20 protein-coding genes are annotated in these 21,635 nt (G+C 61.4%); 11 read left to right on the plus strand and 9 right to left on the minus strand.

The window, feature by feature from the left end; all coding sequences use genetic code 11:
- Positions 1-4 precede the first annotated feature (4 nt).
- Positions 5-3,562 carry a DNA polymerase III subunit alpha gene (gene dnaE, locus RIF72_RS08210; protein WP_309074339.1) on the plus strand — a complete coding sequence of 1,186 codons (3,558 nt, stop codon included), beginning with the start codon at positions 5-7 and terminating at the stop codon, positions 3,560-3,562.
- Positions 3,563-3,581: 19 nt separating this feature from the next.
- Here the strand turns inward: dnaE and RIF72_RS08215 are convergent, their stop codons facing one another.
- Positions 3,582-4,082 carry a flavin reductase family protein gene (locus RIF72_RS08215; RefSeq protein ID WP_309074340.1) on the minus strand — a complete coding sequence of 167 codons (501 nt, stop codon included), beginning with the start codon at positions 4,080-4,082 and terminating at the stop codon, positions 3,582-3,584.
- 113 nt (positions 4,083-4,195) lie between these two features.
- On the opposite strand from RIF72_RS08215, the gene RIF72_RS08220 reads away from it, so the two are divergent.
- The 3 genes from RIF72_RS08220 (at position 4,196) to nrdR (ending at position 6,773) form a co-directional block, all read left to right on the plus strand.
- Positions 4,196-4,729 (plus strand): hypothetical protein, encoded by a 534-nt coding sequence (locus RIF72_RS08220; protein ID WP_309074341.1) that lies wholly within the window; start codon positions 4,196-4,198, stop codon positions 4,727-4,729.
- Between the two features lie 4 nt (positions 4,730-4,733).
- Positions 4,734-6,098: a histidinol dehydrogenase gene (gene hisD, locus RIF72_RS08225; protein ID WP_309074342.1), complete on the plus strand. Its 1,365-nt coding sequence runs from the start codon at positions 4,734-4,736 to the stop codon at positions 6,096-6,098.
- 174 nt (positions 6,099-6,272) lie between these two features.
- Positions 6,273-6,773, plus strand: coding sequence for a transcriptional regulator NrdR (nrdR, locus tag RIF72_RS08230; RefSeq protein WP_309074343.1), 501 nt, complete (start codon positions 6,273-6,275; stop codon positions 6,771-6,773).
- 95 nt (positions 6,774-6,868) lie between these two features.
- On the opposite strand, the gene RIF72_RS08235 is transcribed toward nrdR, so the two are convergent.
- The 3 genes from RIF72_RS08235 to map all read right to left on the minus strand — a co-directional run bounded on the left by RIF72_RS08235 (position 6,869) and on the right by map (position 9,410).
- Positions 6,869-7,648 carry an SDR family oxidoreductase gene (locus tag RIF72_RS08235; RefSeq protein ID WP_309074344.1) on the minus strand — a complete coding sequence of 260 codons (780 nt, stop codon included), beginning with the start codon at positions 7,646-7,648 and terminating at the stop codon, positions 6,869-6,871.
- A gap of 7 nt (positions 7,649-7,655) precedes the next feature.
- The gene (gene ppgK / locus RIF72_RS08240) at positions 7,656-8,459 is read right to left on the minus strand and encodes a polyphosphate--glucose phosphotransferase (RefSeq protein ID WP_309074392.1); all 804 of its coding nucleotides are present in this window, start codon (positions 8,457-8,459) and stop codon (positions 7,656-7,658) included.
- Between the two features lie 72 nt (positions 8,460-8,531).
- Entirely contained in the window at positions 8,532-9,410 is an 879-nt protein-coding gene (map, locus tag RIF72_RS08245; protein WP_309074345.1) for a type I methionyl aminopeptidase, read from the minus strand.
- 108 nt (positions 9,411-9,518) lie between these two features.
- Between map and RIF72_RS08250 the strand changes: the two genes are divergently transcribed.
- Entirely contained in the window at positions 9,519-9,683 is a 165-nt protein-coding gene (locus RIF72_RS08250; RefSeq protein WP_017200863.1) for an SPOR domain-containing protein, read from the plus strand.
- 12 nt (positions 9,684-9,695) lie between these two features.
- Here RIF72_RS08250 and panB read toward each other — a convergent pair whose 3' ends face one another.
- Positions 9,696-10,601, minus strand: coding sequence for a 3-methyl-2-oxobutanoate hydroxymethyltransferase (gene panB / locus RIF72_RS08255; protein ID WP_309074346.1), 906 nt, complete (start codon positions 10,599-10,601; stop codon positions 9,696-9,698).
- A 190-nt stretch (positions 10,602-10,791) separates the two neighbouring features.
- Here panB and glnA (RIF72_RS08260) point away from each other — a divergent pair, with 190 nt between their 5' ends.
- From glnA (RIF72_RS08260) to RIF72_RS08280, 5 genes are all read left to right on the plus strand, one after another.
- Positions 10,792-12,132 (plus strand): type I glutamate--ammonia ligase, encoded by a 1,341-nt coding sequence (gene glnA, locus RIF72_RS08260; RefSeq protein WP_309074347.1) that lies wholly within the window; start codon positions 10,792-10,794, stop codon positions 12,130-12,132.
- A 9-nt stretch (positions 12,133-12,141) separates the two neighbouring features.
- Complete coding sequence (locus RIF72_RS08265; protein ID WP_309074348.1) at positions 12,142-15,153, plus strand: bifunctional [glutamine synthetase] adenylyltransferase/[glutamine synthetase]-adenylyl-L-tyrosine phosphorylase; 3,012 nt, start codon at positions 12,142-12,144, stop codon at positions 15,151-15,153.
- A 19-nt stretch (positions 15,154-15,172) separates the two neighbouring features.
- The gene (locus RIF72_RS08270) at positions 15,173-15,742 is read left to right on the plus strand and encodes a GNAT family N-acetyltransferase (RefSeq protein ID WP_309074349.1); all 570 of its coding nucleotides are present in this window, start codon (positions 15,173-15,175) and stop codon (positions 15,740-15,742) included.
- A 78-nt stretch (positions 15,743-15,820) separates the two neighbouring features.
- Positions 15,821-16,036, plus strand: a complete 216-nt coding sequence (locus tag RIF72_RS08275) for a transcriptional regulator (RefSeq protein WP_091467641.1) — start codon at positions 15,821-15,823, stop codon at positions 16,034-16,036.
- Positions 16,037-16,381: 345 nt separating this feature from the next.
- Complete coding sequence (locus RIF72_RS08280; RefSeq protein ID WP_309074350.1) at positions 16,382-16,732, plus strand: hypothetical protein; 351 nt, start codon at positions 16,382-16,384, stop codon at positions 16,730-16,732.
- A 69-nt stretch (positions 16,733-16,801) separates the two neighbouring features.
- Here the strand turns inward: RIF72_RS08280 and glnA (RIF72_RS08285) are convergent, their stop codons facing one another.
- Complete coding sequence (glnA, locus tag RIF72_RS08285) at positions 16,802-18,226, minus strand: type I glutamate--ammonia ligase (RefSeq protein ID WP_309074351.1); 1,425 nt, start codon at positions 18,224-18,226, stop codon at positions 16,802-16,804.
- Between the two features lie 313 nt (positions 18,227-18,539).
- On the opposite strand from glnA (RIF72_RS08285), the gene RIF72_RS08290 reads away from it, so the two are divergent.
- Positions 18,540-18,977, plus strand: coding sequence for an RDD family protein (locus RIF72_RS08290; RefSeq protein ID WP_091466684.1), 438 nt, complete (start codon positions 18,540-18,542; stop codon positions 18,975-18,977).
- 97 nt (positions 18,978-19,074) lie between these two features.
- On the opposite strand, the gene RIF72_RS08295 is transcribed toward RIF72_RS08290, so the two are convergent.
- The 3 genes from RIF72_RS08295 to lipB all read right to left on the minus strand — a co-directional run bounded on the left by RIF72_RS08295 (position 19,075) and on the right by lipB (position 21,622).
- Complete coding sequence (locus RIF72_RS08295; RefSeq protein WP_309074352.1) at positions 19,075-19,836, minus strand: DUF4191 domain-containing protein; 762 nt, start codon at positions 19,834-19,836, stop codon at positions 19,075-19,077.
- Between the two features lie 113 nt (positions 19,837-19,949).
- Positions 19,950-20,957, minus strand: coding sequence for a lipoyl synthase (lipA, locus tag RIF72_RS08300; RefSeq protein ID WP_011774451.1), 1,008 nt, complete (start codon positions 20,955-20,957; stop codon positions 19,950-19,952).
- Complete coding sequence (gene lipB, locus RIF72_RS08305; RefSeq protein WP_026005827.1) at positions 20,954-21,622, minus strand: lipoyl(octanoyl) transferase LipB; 669 nt, start codon at positions 21,620-21,622, stop codon at positions 20,954-20,956. The genes lipA and lipB overlap by 4 nt, the downstream gene beginning before the upstream one ends.
- Between the last annotated feature and the right edge of the window lie 13 nt (positions 21,623-21,635).

Here is a 21,635-nt window from a genome sequence, read left to right on the forward strand (position 1 = left end):
CGTGGTGACTTCCAGCAATGATTCGTTCGTCCATCTGCACACCCACACCGAATACTCCATGCTGGATGGAGCTGCCCGGCTCGGTGAGTTGTTCGATGAAACCGAACGGCTGGGGATGCCCGCCCTGGCCACCACGGACCATGGATATTTGTTCGGCGCTTTCGACTTTTGGCGCAAGGCCACGGACAAGGGCATCAAGCCGATCATCGGCGTCGAAGCCTATGTAACGCCTGGTACCGCCCGCGGAGACAAGGAGCGCGTGCGTTGGGGCGATGAAAGCCAACGCAAGGACGACGTCTCGGGTGGTGGCTCGTATACCCACATGACCCTCCTGAGTTACAACAACGTGGGCATGAGGAACTTGTTCCGGGCTTCATCCATCGCTTCCTTGGACTCCGTCTTTGGTAAGTGGCCGCGGTTGGACCGGGAACTACTCAATACCTACTCCGAAGGCCTGATCGCCACCACGGGTTGCCCTTCCGGAGAAGTCCAGACCAAGTTGCGGCTCGGTCTTTACCGTGAGGCTGTGGAAGCCGCAGCGGAGTTCCGCGATATTTTTGGAGCGGAGAACTACTTCTGTGAACTGATGGATCACGGGCTGGACATTGAACGGCGCGTCACCGGCGACCTCCTGCGCCTTGCCAAGGAGCTCAACCTCCCGCTGGTGGCCACCAACGACCTCCACTACACGCATGAACATGATGCCAAGGCCCACGAAGCCCTGTTGGCCATCCAGTCAGGTTCCACGCTCCTGGAACCGACCTACGACAATGGAGGCTCTCGCTTCGCGTTCTCGGGCAGTGGCTACTACCTGAAATCTCCGCAGGAAATGCGGGAGCTTTTCCGCGATCACCCCGAGGCCTGCGACAACACGCTACTCATCGCCGAACGCTGCGAAGTTTCCTTCAACACCGGCGCCAATTACATGCCCCGCTTCCCCTGCCCTCCCGGGGAGGACGAGACCTCCTGGCTGGTCAAGGAAGTAGACGCCGGGCTGAAGTACCGGTATCCCCAAGGCATTCCCGATAAGGTCCGCAAGCAAGCGGACTACGAGCTCGGCGTCATTACGTCCATGGGATTCCCCGGGTACTTCCTGGTGGTTGCCGACTTCATCAACTGGGCAAAGAACAACGGGATCCGTGTGGGTCCCGGCCGTGGATCCGGCGCTGGCTCCATGGTGGCGTACGCCATGCGCATCACCGATCTCGACCCCCTGCAGCACGGCCTGATCTTTGAACGCTTCCTCAACCCGGACCGCGTTTCCATGCCCGACTTCGACGTCGACTTCGATGATCGTCGCCGCTCCGAGGTGATTGACTACGTCACCAAAAAGTACGGCGACGAGCGTGTGGCCATGATCGTCACGTACGGAACCATCAAGACCAAGCAGGCGCTCAAGGATTCCTCGCGAGTGCTTGGCTACCCGTTCAGCATGGGCGAGACGCTGACCAAGGCGCTTCCGCCCGCCGTCATGGCCAAGGACATTCCCTTGGCGGACATTCAGAACCCGGAATCCAAGCGTTACGGGGAAGCAGGGGATTTCCGCCAGCTGATCGCCACAGATCCCGAGGCCGCCAAGGTTTTCGAGACGGCGCTGGGCATCGAGGGACTGAAGCGGCAGTGGGGCGTTCACGCCGCCGGTGTCATCATGTCCTCGGACCCCATCATCGATGTGATTCCCATCATGCGCCGTTTCCAGGACGGCCAGGTCATCACCCAGTTCGATTACCCGACGTCCGAAGGCCTCGGCCTGATCAAGATGGACTTCCTGGGCCTCCGAAACCTGACGATCATTTCGGATGCCCTGGAAAACATCAAGATGAACCGCGGCGTTGACCTGGATCTGGAAAACCTGGAACTCGACGACGCTGCGTCCTACGAGCTTTTGGCACGCGGTGACACCTTGGGTGTGTTCCAGCTCGACGGCGGGCCAATGCGTTCCCTGCTCAAGCTTATGAAGCCTGACAACTTCGAAGACATCTCCGCTGTTCTTGCGCTGTACCGGCCTGGCCCCATGGGCGCCAACGCCCACACCGACTACGCCCTGCGCAAGAACGGGATCCAGGAAGTAATTCCCATCCACCCCGAGCTGGAAGAACCACTCAAGGAAATCCTGGGCGGCACGTTCGGCCTGATCGTGTATCAGGAGCAGGTCATGGCCGTGGCCCAGAAACTGGCTGGCTACTCGCTCGGCCAAGCCGACATCCTCCGGCGCGCCATGGGTAAGAAGAAGAAGTCCGAGCTGGACAAGCAGTTCGCCGGCTTCTCCCAAGGAATGCAGGACAACGGCTACTCCATGGCCGCCGTGAAGACGCTCTGGGATATTCTGCTCCCGTTCTCCGACTACGCCTTTAACAAGGCCCACTCGGCAGCGTATGGCGTGATCTCCTACTGGACGGCCTACTTGAAAGCGCACTACGCGCCGGAATACATGGCCGCCCTGCTGACGTCCGTGGGTGATGACAAGGACAAGTCCGCCATCTACCTCAACGAGTGCCGTCGAATGGGCATTACGGTCCTCCCGCCGGACGTCAACGAATCCTCGCTGAACTTCACCCCGGTGGGAACGGACATCCGCTTCGGCATGGGCGCCATCCGCAATGTCGGCGTCAATGTGGTGGATGCAATGGTGGCCGCCCGCACTTCCGAAGGCAAGTACACGTCCTTCAAGGACTTCCTCCTCAAGGTGCCCGCCGTGGTGTGCAACAAGCGCACCATCGAATCGCTGATCAAAGCCGGAGCGTTCGATTCACTCGGCCACCATCGGCGTGCGCTGGCGATGATCCATGAAGAAGCCATCGATTCTGTCATCACGCTCAAGCGCAACGAGGCCATTGGCCAGTTCGATCTCTTCGCAGGCTTCGAAGACCAAGAGCCCGAAGCGTCGCTGACCACCGAAATCCCGGACCTCCCTGAATGGGAGAAGAAGGACAAACTGTCCTTCGAACGGGACATGTTGGGCCTTTACGTTTCAGACCATCCCTTGCAGGGGTTGGAAGGTGTTCTCAGCCAGCACGCTGAGCAGTCCATTACGTCGATCATCGCCGAGGATGGACCTCACGACGGCGCAATAGTCACCATTGCGGGCATGATTACCTCCTTGAGCCGCAGGATCGCCAAGGCCAGCGGCAACGCCTACGCCCGGGCGGAAATTGAAGATCTTGGCGCTTCCATGGAAGTCATGTTTTTTGGCCAGGTGTACGGGCCCATCGCGTCAGTCCTGGCTGAAGACTTGATCGTGGTGGTCAAGGGCCGCCTGCAGCGCCGTGATGACGGAGCAGTCACTTTGAACTGCATGGAGCTGTCCGTTCCGGACCTCAGTGAAAGCGTGAATGGTCCTGTGGTGATCACCATTCCTACATTCAAAGCCACCGAGGCAGTAGTGACTGACCTGCGTGATGTGCTGCGCACCCACCGCGGAAATTCGGAAGTCCGGCTCAAGCTGATGGGTGACACGAAGGTGGAGGTCATGGGCCTGCCCGTTCACATGCGGGTCAACCCCAGTCCTTCCCTTTTTGGTGACCTGAAGGTCCTGTTGGGTCCTGCCTGCCTGGATAACTAGCAGGCTCGCGTCGGCTCGGTCAGATTTCGTAGTCGAGTGGCGCGGGCTTGCTGTATCCGCCGCTGTGGTAAAGCAGGGGAGTGCCGTCCTCGCCCACCTGGCCATCTATGACCTCGACCACTACCACAGCGTTGTTCTCGAAGGACAGCCGCATCTGGATCCTGCCCACGAGCCAACCGCTGACATCCTTGAGAATAGGCACGTCGTGGGGGCCCGGCTCCCAATGGTCGCCTTCGAATCGATCGCGGGTCCGAGCGAAGCGATTGGCGAGTGCCTGGTTGTCCAGCCCCAGCATGTGAACTCCGATGTACTCCGCGTTGGCCACAGCGGGCCAGGAACTGGAGCTCCTGGCCATGTTGAAGGTGAAGCGGGGCGGCTCGGCAGACAGCGAGGCCACAGAAGTGGCGGTGAAGCCGAAGGGGCTTCCGTTGAGGTTCGCCGTGATGATGGCTACTCCAGCGGCATGCCGACGGAACATCTCCCGGAAAGTCTGCTCGAAGCCGGATGGTTCGCTGGGCACGTCGGTTTTTCTCCTGGATCGGGGCCTTGCATCTTTCCTTCAGAGTATTCCTCCGGGACTGCGAGCCCCACATTTTTGTCGGGTCGGCGTGAACCTTTGTTAATGTGAGTTGCATGACCGATTCCACCGTGCACGTCCCTGCCGTCGCAGAACAGCCCTCTGCCTCCAAACCGCGGCGCTCGAAGGACGTCCTTTGGTTGGTCCTTCCTTCGGCTTTGGGTGTGGTGGCCGGTCTCCTCTGGTGGCTCCTTGCTCCGGGTGGGCTGAACCTGGTGTCGGGCAATCCGGACTTGGCGAATGCGGCCAATCCTGATTCCTGGCTTCCGCGGGACTTGGTTCTCGCAGCTCTGATGCTGCTGGCCGGGTGCCTCACTGGCGTCATGCTGGACGGAAAGCTTCAGGGCGATGGTGCCGCGCGGCGCTTGGCCTTCGCCCTCATTGGGGGTGCTTTGGGTGCGGTTATCGCGTGGTTGGTGGGGCTGCTTGCCGCCCAGTTGCTGGGGCCAGCCCCGGATCCGGCACTTGGCCCCGGGTTTGGCTTTACCCTGCGCTCCTACGCCGTGCTGGTCCTGTGGCCCGCTGCCATCGCGTTTATCACGTTCGTCCTGGCGCTGTTCGGGGTTCTGTCGAAGAAGCCCGTAAAATAGCGGAGTGACCACTTCCTCGGATACCTCTGCCCTCTCCACTGACGCCCTCAATTTCCGGAGCATCGATTTCCGGGGCCGCCGCCTTTCCTTGGCGGAACTGCGCGCAGCTGTGCCACGGGCGCAGCATCAGACGATGGCGGACGCGGAACAGAAGGTCCTGGACATCATTGCCGACGTCCGTACCCGTGGCTTTGCCGCCCTCGGCGAACTCGCCAGGAAATTCGACGGCGTGGAACAGTCGCACCCCAGAGTCCCGGCAGAGGCACTCACCCAAGCGCTGACCGAACTCGACCCAAAGGTCCGCTCGGCCTTGGAGGAGTCCATCAACCGCGCCCGTCAGTTTGCTGACCAGCAGCGCCCTGTCAATGTAGATGTACAACTTGGCGACGGCGCCGTTGTCAGCCAAAACTGGATTCCTGTGGGGCGAGTTGGGCTGTACGTTCCCGGTGGACTCGCCCCCTTGGCGTCATCAGTCATCATGAACGTGGTCCCCGCAGTTGCCGCCGGCGTCGAGTCCATTGCACTGGCCTCCCCGCCTCAGAAAGACTTCGGCGGCCTCCCGCACCCCACCATCCTGGCCGCAGCGAAACTGCTGGGCATTGACGAGGTGTATGCCATCGGTGGTGCACAGGCCATTGTTTCGTTTGCTTACGGTATCCCGGGAACCGGTGATGAACTGCCCATTGAGCCTGTAGACGTGGTCACGGGGCCGGGCAACATTTTCGTGGCCACAGCCAAGCGCCTCGTCAAGGGTGTGGTGGGCATAGATTCCGAGGCCGGCACCACGGAGATCGCCATCCTTGCCGACTCCACGGCGCAGGCCCCCTTGGTGGCCGCCGACCTCATAAGCCAAGCGGAGCACGATCCCAAAGCAGCTTCCGTCCTGGTGACGGACTCCGCCGAGCTGGCTGACGCCGTCGTGCTTGAACTTGCGCAGCAGGCCGCCGCCACAAAGCACAGTGCCCGCGTTCTTGAAGCGCTGTCCGGACCACAGTCCGGTGTGGTGCTGGTGGATGATCTTGAGCAGGGGATCGCCGTTTGCAACGCCTACGCCGCTGAACACCTGGAAATCATGACAGCGGACGCCGCCACGGTTGCATCGCGGATTCGTAACGCGGGAGCCATCTTCGTGGGCGACTTCAGCCCGGTAAGCCTGGGGGACTACTGCGCAGGTTCCAACCACGTGCTGCCCACCAGCGGGACGGCCGCTTTCTCGTCCGGTCTCAACGTCACCACGTTCCTCCGCGCGGTCCAAGTCATCAACTATGACCGCTCTGCCCTGGAGCAAGTCAGTGGTCACATTGTGAGCCTGGCGGGTGCAGAGGACCTTCCGGGCCACGGAGATGCTGTCCGAATTCGCTTCGCATAAGACATTAACCACTACATATAAGGGTGGCCACCACTACATGTAGTAATTACACGCTTGTCATTACCGTGTGGCGGCCCGTAAACTGGTGCCGGAAGTGAATCTTCCGGCACCTTTGCGTATCCGGCGTCCTGCCGCCTACGAATTCCGTGCCGGAGCTGTCAGGGGAGGCCCAGCGTGTATTGTCCGTTCTGCCGGAATCCCGACTCCCGCGTCGTGGACAGCCGAATGGCCGACGACGGCTCCTCCATCCGCCGCCGCCGCCAGTGCCCGGAATGTGGACGTCGCTTCACCACCGTGGAAACCACCAGCCTGTCCGTAATCAAGAGGTCCGGCGTCGGCGAACCATTCAGCCGCATCAAGGTCATCAGCGGAGTCCGCAAGGCATGCCAGGGACGTCCGGTAACGGAAGACGATCTTGCAATGCTCGCCCAGGAAGTCGAGGAGAATATTCGTTCCTCGGGCGCAGCGGAGATCGATGCCCATGAGGTAGGCCTGGCCATTTTGGGCCCGCTCCGGAAACTTGACGAAGTGGCATACCTTCGCTTTGCCAGTGTGTATCAGGCGTTCGAGTCCCTGGAAGACTTCGAGTCAGCCATCTCGCTCCTACGCCATGAGGCAGAAACGGCCAAGGCCGGCGGCAAAGAAGTCACGGGCTCGGAAAAGAGCCAACTGTAGCTCCGGTGGCGGCAGCGGAGGGGAAGCCGCAGCCGCCACCGGCATCAATCCGGACCAGACATTAATCCGGACCAGACATTAATCCTGGAAAGGGATCAGCGTCCCCCGGACACGGGGAGCACTGCTCCGGTGATGTAGCCGGCCTCGTCCGACATCAGCCACATCACCGCGGCAGCCACTTCCTCAGGCTCCGCTCCGCGGCCCATAGGAATGGTTGGGTTGAGCCTCTCCACCCGGTCCGGCATTCCAGCCGCTGCGTGGAGGCCGGTATTGGTGCTACCAGGGGCAACCGCGTTGACGCGGATACCCAGCTTGGCTACTTCGGCGGCAAGGCCCACAGTCAAAACATCCACTGCCCCCTTCGTGGCCGCGTAGTGGACCCAGGTTCCGGGAGAGCCTGCCTTTGTGGCTGTAGAGGAGATGTTGACGATGGAGCCGCCGCTGCCGCCGTTGTCCGTCGAGAGTCTACGGACTGCTTCCTGGCACATGAAAATCATTCCGGCCACGTTGACATCAACAACCCGTTGAACCGTTTCCGCCGGCACTTCCGCGAGGGGACCGATCAGGTTCCCCGTGATCGCGGCGTTGTTGATGACGGCGGTCAAAGGGCCCCAAGCAGCGGCTTCGTCGAATAGGCGCCCGACGTCGGCCGGTTGGCTGACATCGGCCTGCACGGCGCGCGCCTCGCCGCCTTGGGCGAGGATGTCTTTGACCACGATCCGTGCCCCTTCAGCGTCTTCGGAGTAGTTGACCATCACCTGATACCCGGCAGCCGCCGTGGCCAGTGCCACAGCGGCTCCGATTCCTCGACTGGCGCCGGTGACGATCGCGACTCCCGGGTCACCGTGCTGAGCGGCGATTTTGGCCTCTGTCATGCCGTGACTACTTCGCAAGCTTGTGGTGCAAGGCAACCTCGAGTGCCGCGCCCACAATGCCGGCGTCGTTCTTCAACTTTGCCGTGACGATTTTGGTTCGCAGCTCAAGGTGCGGGAAGTACTCGTCGGAGCGTTTGGAAATGCCGCCACCCACAATGAACAGCTCGGGAGAGAACAAGAACTCCACATGCTGGAAGTAGCGGTTGAGCAGGACCCCGTACTCGTCCCAGCTCAGGCCGTCGCGTTCGCGCGCAACCGCGGAGGCCTTGGTCTCGGCGTCGTGCCCGTCCACCTCAAGATGGCCCAGCTCGGCGTTGGGGACCAGCTGGCCGTTGAAGATAAATGCCGATCCGATCCCCGTACCCAGGGTGATGACCAGCACCGTGCCGTCGACGCCCTCGCCAGCGCCGTAGCGTGCTTCGGCGAGACCGGCAGCGTCAGCGTCGTTAATGACTTCAACGGGACGCCCCAGCCGTGCGGTGAACTTCTTGTCGATGTCAGCGCCGAGCCAGGTCTTGTCAACGTTGGCCGCTGAGTGGACCACACCATGCTGGATGATGCCCGGGAACGTAACACCCACTGGCGAATCTGCCGCCGGCGCGTCCGGGCGGTTGGACAGTTCGTCAACAATCTGGGCGACAACCTCAGCGACAGCCTCCGGAGTTGCAGGCTGGGGAGTGGGCACGCGGAAGCGGTCACCGATCAGCTTGCCCTTCTTCAGGTCGACGATGCCGCCCTTGATGCCGGTGCCACCGATGTCGATACCGATCAACGGGGCGTTCTTGTGGGTCTTCTCATCCTTCTTGGACAATGCATTTCCGATCATGGCAGGAGGGGATGGGCATAGCGCAGCCGCCCGGGCTGCGTGGACCTTCCGAAGAGCTCAGGGAAGGGTAAGGATTTCCGCGCCGGTCTCGGTGACCAGCAGGGTGTGTTCGAATTGGGCCGTGCGTTTGCGGTCCTTGGTGACGACCGTCCAGTCGTCGGCCCACATATCCCATTCGATGGTGCCGAGGGTCAACATGGGTTCGATGGTGAAGACCATGCCTGCCTCGATCACGGTGTTGTACGCCGGGGCTGCGTCGTAATGCGGAATGATGAGGCCGGTGTGAAAAGCCTCGCCCACGCCGTGGCCGGTGAAATCCCGAACTACGCCATAGCCGAAGCGTTTTGCGTAGGACTGGATGGCACGGCCGATTACGTTGATTTCGCGGCCAGGAGCCACGGCCTTGATGGCCCGGTTGAGCGACTCCTGCGTACGCTCAACCAGCAGACGGGATTCTTCGTCCACGTCGCCAACCAGGAAAGTGTAGTTGGTATCCCCATGCACGCCGTTGATGAAGGCAGTGATGTCAATGTTCACGATGTCGCCATCCTGCACCACGGTTGAGTCCGGGATCCCGTGGCAAATGACCTCGTTGAGGGAGGAACACAGGGACTTGGGAAAGCCGCGGTAGCCCAGGGTGGACGGGTACGCGTTGTGGTCCAGAAGGAACTCGTGCCCTACCTTGTCCAGATGGTCCGTGGTGACGCCCGGCTGGATATGCTTGCCGACCTCGACGATCGCTTGCGCAGCGATCTTTCCGGCAATACGGATCTTCTCGATGGTCTCCGCTGACTTCACCTCGGAGCCCGTGAACTTGGCGGGTGCCTTCTTGCCGACATACTCGGGCCTGGGAATCGACGCCGGGACGGGTCGTTCAGGGCTGATGGTTCCCGGGGTGAGGGCGCCAATGGGTGCAGTCGAAGCAAGAGAAGGCATAGATTGATCATATAAGGCACACAAGAGACGTAAGTAACAAAGCGTGGCCGGGTTCCTGTGACCCCGCCAACGTTACGCGTCGAAGGGCCCGAAGACTGAGGAGGAGACGTGACGGAGTACTGGTACAACGTCAAGACGCACGAGATCGAAGAGGACGCGTTGTCCGATTGGACCCAGCTCATTGGCCCCTATAAGACCAGGGAAGAAGCCGAGCACGCCTTGGAAAAGGTCAAGGCGCGAAATGACGCTTGGGATGCCCAGGACGACGATTAGCCAGATGGTTGCTTAGAAGGAGTGTTCCGGTCCGGGGAACTGGCCGGACCGGACATCCTCCCCGTACGCGGCGGCTGCATCACTCAGCGTGGTGCGAAGATCTGCGTATTGCTTGACGAATTTGGCCATTTTGCCGCCACGCAAGCCTGCCATGTCCTGCCAGACAAGGACTTGTCCCGTGGTGCTCTTGCCAGCACCGATACCGACGGTCGGGACCCGCAAGGCGGCGTCGACGACGGCCGCGGTCTCGGCGGGCACCATTTCCATGAGGACACTGAAGGCGCCCGCTTCCTGCAGGGCTACGGCGTCGTCCACGAGCCGTTGAGCGTCATCGCCGCGGCCTTGCACGCGGTATCCGCCAAGGGAATGTTCGCTTTGCGGGGTAAATCCGATGTGGGCCATGACGGGGATGCCTGCCTGCACCATGGCTTTGACGGTGTCGGCGTAATATGCGGTTCCTTCGATCTTGACGGCGTGCGCCAGTCCCTCCTTGAGGAATCGGACGCCGGTGGCGACTGCCTGACCGGGAGAAACTTCATAGCTCCCGAACGGCAGGTCCGCCACGATCAGCGCCCGCTTGGCGGCCCTGCTGACTGCCCGCGTCAGGGGAAGGAGCTCATCCACGGTGACAGGAAGGCTCGTCTCGTTGCCGAACACGTTGTTGGAGGCGGAGTCGCCCACCAGGAGGACTTCGATTCCCGCCTTGTCAAAGATCTCGGCGGTGTACTGCTCATATGCCGTCAGCATCGCGAAGTGCTCGCCGTTTTCCTTGGCCTGCTGCAGGTGGTGTATCCGGACCCGGCTGATGGGCTTCCTGCCTGCCGCCGGTTGTGCTTGGCCCGCGGCCGCGGGGCCGCTGCCGTATGGTGCGGGAACTTCGGTGGGCGTGCTGGAATCAGGAAGGTTGCTCGGGGCCATGGATAGAGCCTAAGCGGTGCCGACGGCGGCTGCCACCAGGGTGTCCGGCGTCACCTTATGTAAACGCTGTGTTACGCGCAGCTACTGCTGCGGCATTAGCACGGAACTCTTAGTAGAGTGAAGGCTGAGCTGTCGTGGCTTCTATCCATTGAAACCAGCGGCATGGACACTGAATCGGAAAAGAGGCCCTATGGACCGCCAGCAAGAGTTCGTTCTGCGGACGATCGAAGAGCGTGACGTGCGCTTCGTACGCTTGTGGTTCACCGACGTAGTGGGTTCCCTCAAATCGGTAGCGCTTGCGCCTGCCGAAGTTGAGGGCGCCTTTGAAGAGGGCCTTGGCTTTGACGGCTCAGCCATCGAGGGCCTTGCCCGTGTGTTTGAGTCGGACATGCTCGCGCAGCCGGACCCCTCCACCTTCCAGATCCTGCCATGGCGTGGTGAGACGGAGCAGACGTCCCGCATGTTCTGTGACGTCCTCACTCCGGATGGCGAACCGTCTGCCGCGGACCCCCGCAACGTGCTCAAGAGGACGCTTGCGAAGGCTGCTGATATGGGCTTCACCTGCTACACCCACCCTGAGATCGAGTTCTACCTGCTGAAGTCCAAGGACCTGGGCCCGGACGGCGCTCCGGTTCCTGTGGACGAGGGCGGTTACTTTGACCACGTACCGGGCGGCGTAGCGCAGGACTTCCGCCGAACCGCCGTGACCATGCTCGAATCCGTCGGCATCTCGGTGGAGTTCAGCCATCACGAGGGCGGTCCGGGCCAAAACGAGATTGACCTCCGTTATGCGGATGCCCTTCAAACCGCGGATAACATCATGACGTTCCGCACGGTCATCAAGGAAGTTGCCCTCCAGCAGGGCACTTACGCGACGTTCATGCCCAAGCCGTTCACGGACCACCCCGGTTCGGGCATGCATACCCACTTCTCGCTCTTCGAAGGTGATACCAACGCCTTCTTCGAAGCCGGAGCCGAGTTCCAGCTGTCCAAGACGGCGCGGCAGTTCATTGCCGGAATCCTCAAGCACGCTCCTGAGTTCACTGCCGTCACCAACCAGTTCGTCAACTCCTACAAGCGCCTCTGGGGCGGTGGCGAGGCCCCGAGCTACTTGAGCTGGGGCCACAACAACCGCTCAGCTTTGGTCCGGGTCCCGCTGTACAAGCCCGGCAAGGGCCAGTCGGCGCGCATCGAGTACCGGGGCATTGACAGCGCAACCAACCCCTACCTGGCCTACGCCGTGCTGCTTGGTGCCGGCTTGAAGGGCATCGAGGAAGGCTACGAACTTCCTGCCGCCGCCGAAGACGACGTATGGTCGTTGACCACTGCGGAGCGCAGGGCGATGGGACATGCGCCGTTGCCGGCAAGCCTCCACGATGCCATCCGTGCCATGGAGGAATCCGAGCTGGTAGCCCAGATCCTGGGGGAGCAGGTGTTCGAGCACTTCCTGCGCAACAAGCGTGCAGAGTGGCAGGACTACCGCCTCCAGGTCACCCCGTATGAGTTGCAGCGCAATCTCGGCATTCTCTAGGCCGGGCCCATGAGCCTTGCGCGTCGGCTCATCTCAGCCGGATTCAGTGACCTCGAAAAGGGCGAACGGTTCCTTGCTGCTCCGGAACTTGACGGGATCGACGACGACGCCCTGTTCGCCGGGCTATCTTTGTCGGCCAGCCCGGACACGGCTCTCCAGTCACTGGTCCGGCTTATTGAGAAGAACCCGGGGCTGAAGAAGCTGGCCGCGGCTGACCCGGACACCAGCGAGCCCATGTACCGGCTCCTGGGAGCCTCGGAGGCCTTGGGGGAGTTCCTCATGCGGCGTCCGGAGCATCTGGATGTCTTCAATGTCCGGGTCAGTCCGGAGCCGCTCCAAGCTTCCAACGAAGACCTGCGGGCATTGCTGCTTCGCTCTGTGAAAGCCGAACCGGGTGCGCAGCGCCCAGTGGCAGGAATCACGGGCCTGCCGGCCTACGCGGCCTTGCGGAGCGCCTACCGTCGGGGTTTGACGGAGCTCGCCATCAAGGACATCTGCGCGGCATCACCAACAGACTTTATGCCTGCAGTCGGCGCCGAGTTGGCAGATCTCGCCGGTGCGGCCATTGAGGCCGCCCTGGCGGTCTCCCGGGCCGAAGCGGCAGCCCACTTCGACGCCGCGGAGATCGCCGATGTCGGGCTTGCCGTCATTGGTATGGGGAAGTGTGGCGCCCGGGAGCTGAACTATATTTCCGACGTCGATGTCATCTATGTCATCGAAGCGGGGGAGTTGGACGACGCCCGCGCCTCCACCATTGGCACAGCTTTGGCCTCCGGTATCTCCAGGGCGATCTCTTCGTCCGCGCCAGAACCGGGTTTGTGGGAAGTTGATGCCAATCTCCGTCCCGAGGGTAAATCCGGCCCCTTGGTTCGTACCCTCCCCTCACATTTGAGCTATTACGCCCGGTGGGCCGAAAGCTGGGAATTCCAAGCACTGCTGAAGGCACGGACCATTGCCGGCGACCGGGAACTGGGCCAGCGCTACGAGAAGGCCGTGGAACCGCTTGTCTGGGCATCCGCGGGACGCGAAGGTTTTGTGGAGTCGGTCCAGGCCATGCGCCGCAGGGTGACCGACTACATCCCGGCCGCCGAGGAACAGCGCCAAATCAAGCTGGGGCGCGGCGGGCTCCGCGATGTTGAATTCACGGTGCAGTTGCTGCAATTGGTGCATGGAAAGTCTGACGAGTCACTCCGATGCAGGGACACGACGTCGGCAATCGCAGCGCTGTCTGCCGGCGGCTATATCGGCCGCACGGACGCAGCGGCTTTCGACAACGCCTACCGCTACCTGCGCCTGTTGGAACACAGAATTCAGCTTTTCCAGTTGCGTCGGACCCACCTCATGCCTGCGACCGAGGACGCCCAGCGCTTTCTCGCCAAGGCTGTCCTGGGTCCGTTCGCCCTGGAGCGACCGCATCCTGACCAGTTGATGGCAACCTGGCAGAAGACCAAGAAGGCTGTTCGGGAACTGCACGAGCGGATCTTCTACCGGCCCCTCCTCAACACTGCTGCGAAACTGAGCAGCGAAGACGCCAAGCTCAGCCCGGAGGCCGCCCAGGGTCGCCTCGCCGCGCTTGGTTATCTGGATCCCCAAGGCGCCATGCGGCATATCGAAGCGCTCACTGCGGGCGTCAGCCGACGAGCCGCACTGCAGAGGCAGCTCCTGCCGATTCTCCTGGGGTGGCTCGCCGAGGGCGTTGATCCCGACGCCGGACTGCTTGCCTTCCGCAGGGTCAGCGAAGCCCTCGGAACCACTCACTGGTATCTGGGGCTGCTCCGGGACTCCCAAGCGGCAGCCGAGCGACTTTGCCAGGTGCTGGCTAATTCCCGGTTGATTTCGGACCTATTGGAAGTCTCTCCGGAGTCCGTTGCGTGGTTGGGCAGCGACAAGGACCTGAGGCCTGTCCCCTTTGAAGCCCAGTGGCAGGAAATTCGGTCCAAGCTTTCGCGCCATGCAGATCCCGAGAGTGCCATGAGGCTCATCAGGCTGATCCGGCGTCGTGAGATCCTGCGCACCGCAATCGCGGATAGCTCCGGACTGCTGGACCAGGATGCCGTCGGACTGGCTCTGGCCGAGACGGACCGGGCAGCGGTTCTCGGGGCGCTGCACGTAGCGGAGTCCGTGGTGGCAGCGTCGGGGCCATTGAAAACCGATGTGCTGGTGGTGGCAATGGGACGGCAGGGCGGCCGCGAGATCGGCTACGGCTCGGACGCGGACGTCATCTACGTGCACCGTGCCCGTTCCGGCTTCACCGACGCTGAAGCCCAAGAGCAGGCGACGGCGATAGTCGCCAAGGTTTCCAGCTTCCTCACCCAGCCCCTCAAGCCGGCGATCATGGCCGAACGAGTGCTCATGGTGGACGCCGACCTCCGACCGGAGGGCAAAAACGGTGCCATGGTGCGGTCGCTGGAGTCGTATGCGGAGTACTATCGGCGGTGGTCGCTGATTTGGGAGGCGCAGGCTCTTCTGCGCGCCCGTCCGATGGCCGGCTCGGATGAGCTTGCGGCCGACTTTGTACGTCTCATTGACCCCATTCGCTACCCGGAGCAACTTGCGGAGCAAGATGTCCGGGAGATCCGTCGCGTTAAGGCCCGGGTAGAGTCGGAGCGCCTGCCTCGCGGCGCTGACCCGGCCCGGCACGTCAAGCTTGGCCGGGGTGGGTTGAGTGATGTTGAATGGCTGGTTCAGTTGGTGCAACTCCAGCACGCTGGAGAGCACCCGGAGCTGCGGACAACGTCGACTCTGGACGCTCTGGCCGCTGCGGAAAAATTGGAGTTCATCGCCGAAGACGATGCTGCCCTGCTGAGGGAGGCCTGGCGACTCGCCAGCCGCATCCGCTCCGCAAACGTCATTGTCACGGGACGTGCCTCGGATCTTCTTCCATCGTCGAGGAAAGACCTTGAGGCCGTGGCACGCTGGTGCGGATATGCGCCCGGGAACGCGGGGCAGTTCGAAGAGGACTACCTGCGGCTCAGTCGTCGTGCCAGGGGCGTTTTTGAGAAAGTGTTCTACGGCAACTGAAGCGTGGGAGATTCCGGGAATGCTTGAATATGAACCAGAAGAAGAATTATTTATCGACGGTGATCGTCATGAGCGAGGCGATGTCTGGCTGATTCCCCTTAAAATGCTCGACGACGATGCTCGTGCCATTCAGCTTGGTGCGGTGGCGGAGCTGGCCGTGGATGCCAAGCAGCGGGATTTCGTTGGGGATCCCTTACGCATGATGCTGATTTCCCTGGAAGAAGAATCACGCCTCCCTTACGTTATTGAGTCAGGGGGAATTGCTGTTGGCGTCTTGACTCTCCAGTCCGGTGCTGCCCAGCTGGCAGGCTGGCCTGATGACGAGTCGGTGTGGTTGTTGAGAGGGTTCCTTATCGACTCAAGAAGCCAAGGGCGCGGCCTTGGTACCTTGGCGGCGCGGGCCGCAGTGGAGGAAGCGCGAAGACTGACGGCCAGGCTGCGTGGCGGGCAGGCCGGCGTCGTGCTTTCTGTCAATGAACGCAATCCGGCAGGGCTGTCAGCCTACTCGAAAGCGGGATTTGTGGACTCGGGGCGCTACCTGGGCGGGAATGCGGGCCCCCAGCGGACCATGTACAAGGCTTTCGGCTGACCGCGTCATAGGTATCCATCAGCACCCTTCCGTCAATTAAGGTTGACGACCTCCAGGGCGTCAACTATGGTTGACGCCATGGAGGTGGATCGGATGAAGACACTCGTGGGATCGATGGACAGCATGGGCCCGGCTGAGGCACTTTACGCCGTTGCGGAACTGCAGAAGGAAGTAGGCCGAACAGAGGCCTCCCTGGTGCGGGCCGCCCGGCAATCAGGCTTGTCGTGGGAAGCGATTGCGCTGTGCTTGGGCGTGAGTAAGCAGGCGGTGCACAAAAAATACGGAAAGCAGTAGCGGATCCAAGTAGTCGGTTCACTTGAATAGCTAAGAGACGAGTACACACTACTCGTGCCCCGGGGTGGCATCAGCCTGCAATATATCCGGTATGACAACGTACGTGATTGAATCAGCGGCCCTGATCCACCGCTGCCAGTGCTGCGGGGAAGAAACCGATCGCTTGTTCTGTGCTGACTGCGCAGCGCCGGAGAGGCCGGGGCAAACGCCCACTACCGGGCACTGACTTCCGGAGCGGTGGCCGATCGCAGGCACAGCCTGCGATCGATGAGTGCTGGGATGACCCACAGCTAAGTATCCTTATAGACTTCTTCTGTCACTGTTCTCAAGGCATAGGGGAAGTACATGGAATACAACGGAAGTCCGACTGAGAAGTCGATTCCTGCCGGCGAACTGGACCGGCGTCACGTGGGGCATTCTGTGAGCTTTCAGCCCAATGATTTCACTGTCGTGTTCGGCACGATTGCCGGTATCGCAAGGACGGAGGCCCTGGTCTACCTGTCCCTCGACGGGGTAGCCGGTGGTACCCACCTGAAGGAAGAATACGACCTTCCCATCGATAAGAACGTGTACCTTCAGCTGGACCCGCTGGGCAGTGCGGAAAAGGGGCTTTCGGAGGCCGCCACGTTCTTCAAAGACAAACTCGATGAGGTCACAAAAAACCTCAGAGATCGTGACCAAGGCAAGTCCGAGTAGTTCGCACCAGCAAAAGGGGGCCAACCTCAGTCTTTGAAGACTGAGGCTGGCCCCCTTTATGTGTCGGTATTAGACGCCGTAGTAGAGCTCGAACTCGTACGGGTTCGGGCGCAGCGACAGCGGACGGATCTCATTCTCGTACTTGTAATCAATCCAAGTGTCGATCAGGTCCTGGGTGAAGACGCCGCCGGCCTGCAGGAACTCGTTGTCCTCGCGCAGGGCCTCAAGAGCCTCTTCCAGGGTGCCCGGAGCCTTGGGGATGTCCTTGGCTTCCTCGGCCGGGAGCTCGTAGAGGTCCTTGTCGATGGGAGCCGGGGGCTCGATGCGGTTGCGGATGCCGTCGATGCCGGCCATCAGCTGTGCAGCGAACGCCAGGTACGGGTTGGACGAGGGGTCCGGAGCGCGGAACTCGATGCGCTTGGCCTTCGGGTTGGTGCCCGTGATCGGGATACGGATACCGGCGGAGCGGTTGCCCTGCGAGTAGACCATGTTCACTGGAGCTTCGAAGCCCTTGACCAAGCGGCGGTAGGAGTTGACCGTCGGGTTGGTGAAGGCCAGAACTGCCGAAGAGTGCTTCAGCAGGCCGCCGATGTACCAGCGCGCGGTGTCGGAGAGGCCTGCGTAGCCCTTCTCGTCGTAGAACAGGGGGTCGCCATTGCTCCACAGCGACTGGTGGCAGTGCATGCCCGAGCCGTTGTCACCGAAAACGGGCTTCGGCATGAAGGTAACTGACTTGCCCCAGGCATCTGCCGTGTTCTTGATGATGTACTTGAACTTCTGCAGGTCATCAGCAGCCGCGGTGAGCGTGGTGAACTTGTAGTTGATCTCGGCTTGGCCGGCGGATCCAACTTCGTGGTGGGAGCGCTCGACCTCAAGGCCTGCCTTGTCCAGCTCGACGCACATGGCATCGCGCAGGTCGGCCTGCTTGTCGGTGGGGGAGACCGGGAAGTAACCGCCCTTGACGGGGGTCTTGTAACCGAGGTTTCCGCCCTCTTCCTTGCGGCCGGTGTTCCAGTGTGCTTCCTCGGAGTCGATCTTGTAGAAGCTGCCCTGCGGGGAGGACTCGTACTGGACATTGTCGAAGACGAAGAACTCGGCTTCGGGAGCGAAGAAGGCGGTATCTGCGATGCCGGTGGATGCCAGGTACGCTTCAGCCTTCTCTGCCACGCCGCGGGGGTCGCGGTGGTAGGGGTCGCCCGTGCGGGGGTTCACGATGGAGAAGTTCAGCGCAAGGGTCTTCTCGATGCGGAAGGTATCGATGAAGGCCGAGGTCACATCCGGGATGAGCTGCATGTCGGACTCGGCGATGCCCTGGAAGCCGCGGATGGAAGATCCGTCGAAGAGCTGGCCGTGGACGAAGAAATCGAGGTCGACACTCTTGGCCGGCACGTTGAAGTGCTGCTGGACACCAGGGAGGTCGGTGAAGCGGATATCGACGAATTTGACGTCTTCGTCTTTGATGAACTTGAGGACTTCGTCCGCAGTCTTGAACATCTATGCTCCTTATGCATATCAAGTAACAGGCCCGGAAGGCCGCGTGGTGCAACCCATTCCAAGGGTCCGGAGACACAAAAAGTTCCCCGTGCCGTGGTGGCTGGCAACTCATACCACCATAGGGAGATGGGATTTCCCGGGGGTGTCAGTATTGTTTCCGGCAGGTTACAGAATCATCTGTCGTGTAAACGGTAGTCGGCTTCCCGGTGTCCGGTCCATGTCGGTCCGGTGGGCGAACACCTGGGCGAAGATCCGTGCGCTACCCGGCCAATATCGGTCGGTCAGCCGGCATGCCAGCCGTTAGGCTTGGAGAGTGGTAGATCGTAAAGACATTGGCTCTTGGCTGAGCGGCCCGGACACTTCCGGAATCTCCAAATATCCTGGTGAACGGCTCGGGTTGCCCGAGTCCGGCCCCGGTTCCATGGCACGGGCTGGAAGGCGCATCCTGGGCATCATGGTGGACTGGACGATCGCCTTGGTGATCAGCAATTTTGCCTTCGGTGGCAATCCCTGGGCAACGTTGGCCATTTTTGCCGTTGAGCAGATCCTGCTGATCGGAACGCTGGGTTACAGCATCGGTCACAGGATCGCCGGAATCCACGTGGTTCGACTGGGTGGCGGCCCCGCGGGTCCGTTGGCCGCCGTGGTGCGGACGCTCCTTCTGTGCCTGGTCATCCCTGCGGTCGTCTTCGATCCCGACCAGCGCGGCCTGCACGACAAAGCGATGAACACCATCCTCATCAGGATGTAGTTGACCTTCTCACTGAGGACTTTCCCTCCCTTCGCGCAACCTAAGAAAAAACCGCCCCTGTCACTAAGAAGCGACAGGGGCGGTTCTCTATTCGGGATCAGCGTCCGCGTGCGGCCTTGCGGTCCGGGCGGGCCTTGTAGGGGTCGATGCCCTTGGGGATCGGCAGCCGGCTTCCAAGTGAGTTAATGCGCTTGGAGACCGCATTGACCTCCACCTTGGTGAGTTCCTTCTTCAACTTGCCCATGGTCTTTGCCAATTTGTTCAGGGGCACCTGGCCTTCGCCGCGACCGGATTCGAGAACGTGGATGGTTACGTTGGGCAGGATGCGCGCGAGGCGCTTGCGCTCGGCGTCCACCAGAGGCTTGACGCGGTGCGTGGGTCCTTCACTGACCAGGACGACGCCGGGGCGGCCAATGGCCATGAACACAGCGTCCTGGGTGCGGGGGTTGACGGCAACAGGCTGATCCTGGGTCACCCAACCGCGACGGAGCGTACCAAGAGCCGCGCCGGAAGCACCGGGCTGGTTTTCAATTTGCGCGAAGGCAGCCTTTTCAGCTCTGCGGGAAAGAATAAAGACGGCGGCGAGCAGGCCCAACGGGATACCAATGATCAGGCCCGTAACCCAGTTCTCCAGCAAGAAGCCCACGAGGAAGGCAACGGCAACCACTGCAAGGAATGCCAGCACCATGATCCAGACAACCTGCGGATCATTTCGCCGGGTCATCTTGAAGACTTCAGCGATCTGCTTCAACTGGCTCGGCTTCTTGGCCTTGGCTTCCTTGGGCTTGCGCTGGAACAGCCCACGCTTGGGTGCGTCGGCCGAGGGGGTCGAATTGCTGGAATCAGAGGAGTTCGCCATAGTGCCTTAATTCTACGTGATGTACGCAGAAGGACCGGACGCCGTTACGCAGTTGGCATCCGGTCCTTCAGTACTGATTGGTGGTGCTTCTTGGTGATGCCGTGCGTGGCTGCTTAGCCGTGGGCGGCGAGGATGGTGGAGGCTTCCTGGCGGGTGGTGCCGGAGGACTCGATGTGGGCCAGGGCAGCCGGGATTTCCCAGCCCTTCTTCCGCATCGCGGTGGCCCACAGACGCCCGGCCCGGTACGAGGACCGCACCAACGGGCCCGACATCACACCGAGGAACCCGATCTCTTCGGCCTCGTGCTGGAGGTCCACGAACTCCTGCGGCTTGACCCACCGGTCCACCGGCAAATGCCGCTCGGACGGGCGCAGGTACTGGGTGATCGTGATCAAATCACAGCCGGCAGCATGCAGATCCCGCAACGCCTCGGAGATTTCCTCGCGCGTCTCGCCCATGCCCAGGATCAGGTTGGACTTGGTCACCATGCCAAGGTCACGGCCCTGGGTGATCACATCCAAGGACCGCTCGTACCGGAACGCCGGACGGATCCGCTTGAAAATCCTCGGCACGGTCTCCACGTTGTGCGCGAACACCTCGGGCTTGGAATCACAGATCGCCGCGATGTGCTCGGGCTTGCCGGAAAAATCAGGGATCAACAACTCCACGCCGGTGCCCGGGTTCAGTTCATGGATTTTCCGGACCGTTTCGGCGTACAACCACACACCCTCATCGGCCAGGTCATCACGGGCCACCCCGGTCACGGTCGCGTAGCGCAGCTGCATCGCCTGCACACTGCGGGCCACCTTGGTGGGTTCGAACATGTCCACCGGGGAGGGTTTGCCGGTGTCGATCTGGCAGAAATCACAGCGACGGGTGCACTCGGACCCGCCGATCAGGAACGTCGCTTCCTTGTCTTCCCAGCACTCGAAAATGTTCGGGCAACCGGCCTCTTCACACACCGTGTGCAGGCCTTCCTTCTTCACCAGGTTCTTGAGCTGGACGAACTCCGGCCCCATCTGGACCTTGGCCTTGATCCACTCAGGCTTACGTTCAACCGGGACCGCCGAGTTACGCTGCTCAACGCGCAGCAACTTACGGCCTTCAGGTGCCAAGGTCACTGGAGTGCTCCTTCGGGTGTGGAAACGAGTGCTTCTTCGTGCTTGCTGAATTCTTCAACGAAGCGGTCGACGATGTCGGCGGGGTTGATGGTCCGGCCGGTTTCCAGCGACATGGTGGTGACGCTGGCGTCGGTGATGCCACAGGCGATGATCTGCGCATAGGGCGCGAGGTCATTGCTGCAGTTGATGGCCACGCCGTGCATGGTGACGCCGTCCAGGACACGAATGCCGATGGCGGCAATCTTGCGGTCAGGTCCTTTGTCATCGGCAAGGATCCAGACTCCGGCCCGGCCCTTCACGGTGACGGCCTTGATGCCGTAGTCCTGCATGACGGCGATCATGATGGCCTCAAGCCGTTCCACGTAGTCGCGGATACCGGCACGGTTCTTGAGTTTGAGGATGGGATAGGCGATGAGCTGCCCTGGGCCGTGCCACGTCAGTTTCCCGCCGCGGTCCACGGGAACAACGGGAGTGCCGTCAAAGGGTCGCTCGTGGTCCTCAGTGAGTTTGCCGGCCGTGTAGACGGCGGCGTGCTCAAGGATCAAGACGGTGCTGTTCTTCTCGCCCGCAACAACTTTGTTGTGTATTTCGCGCTGCAGGTCCCAGCCCTGCATGTAATCAACGAAATCCGGGGCAAGACCCAGTTGTGAAAACTCAAGAGTCATGGGTTCAAGCTTA

The sequence above is a fragment of the Paenarthrobacter sp. genome (assembly GCF_031180005.1).
Taxonomy (GTDB): domain Bacteria; phylum Actinomycetota; class Actinomycetes; order Actinomycetales; family Micrococcaceae; genus Arthrobacter.